The 953-nt window shown below is 59.4% G+C and carries 1 protein-coding gene; it reads right to left on the reverse strand.

Going from position 1 to position 953, the window contains the following annotated elements:
• Positions 1-43 precede the first annotated feature (43 nt).
• On the reverse strand, positions 44-790 hold the full coding sequence (locus ABJ99_RS04080) for a TIGR03759 family integrating conjugative element protein (RefSeq protein ID WP_054084733.1): 747 nt from the start codon (positions 788-790) through the stop codon (positions 44-46).
• Positions 791-953 lie beyond the last annotated feature (163 nt).

Genomic DNA, 953 nt, shown 5'->3' on the forward strand with positions numbered 1-953 from the left:
TGGCTTGTCAGCGCGAAGCACAGCAGGGCAAGGCCTGCCCACGTCACTGACGCAGCCATTGTCCATTCACCTCTCGCACTACGGCCGGTAAATCACCGCCCAGGCTAAGGCCGAGCCAACGTCCCCCGTCATGGTTCAGGGTGATTTGTCGGGTTCTGACATTCGCAGGGTCGATGCCCGAGACAATCGCCCAGTTGCGAATTCGTTCATCGTCGTTCTGGCTACCCACCATGTAGACGTCAAACGGCTGCTTCTGAGCCTGAAGGGCCTTTACTCGTATCGAGCATTCCGGGCAGCCGTCTTTAACAAACACCGCCAATCGGCCGTTACCCTGGTTCGTTGGGCCAGCAGCCGAGGCTTGCGACGACGAACTGGCGATGGGCATCAGGTTAGGGTAAAGGCGTCTGAACGCATCGTCGTAAGCTCGCTGGTAAGCCAGTTCTTTTGCTGTGCGCTGCGCCTCTGCCTTGACCTGGAGCTCTGCATACCGGCGACGCTCCTCGTCACTGCGTGCTTCAATACCTAAGGCTGTAAGCGGATCCAGTCCGGGGGAATAGACACCTCGTGAACTCTGCATCAGCGTGTGGTAGCGCTGCCATTCCTGAGGACTGAGGTTCCAGTCTCGTGCCAGCATCTCGTCGCTCGATTGTGATTGGCTGTCCAGCAAGGCGCTCTGTTGCTCTCTACTGGTGGACTGCGGGGAGTTGTTGGTCGCCGCGTTGGCCAAGCCCACTTGTGTCAGCAGGGTGATCCCCACCAGTGTGAACATTCGCAGGTTGTAAACGGTCATGTGAACCTCTAAGGGCGCAAGGGCAGAATGCGGGTTGAGCCGTTGATGCTGAACAGGGCGCGCGAGTCATCCAGGCTGTTGAGCTGCCAGTTGCTCCCCGCGACCGTGTCGCCCGGGCGCACCAGGTTCAGTTGACTCAGCTGAGTGCTGCCAGGCGGGGCAA

Origin of the sequence: Pseudomonas syringae pv. cilantro (genome assembly GCF_001293775.1) — a bacterium.
In the GTDB taxonomy this organism is placed as follows: Bacteria; Pseudomonadota; Gammaproteobacteria; order Pseudomonadales; family Pseudomonadaceae; genus Aquipseudomonas; species Aquipseudomonas syringae_P.

Bases quoted from the DNA above. Each gene is read 5' to 3' on its own strand.
- ABJ99_RS04080 (WP_054084733.1), bottom strand. From the start codon at position 790: ATGACCGTTTACAACCTGCGAATGTTCACACTGGTGGGGATCACCCTG.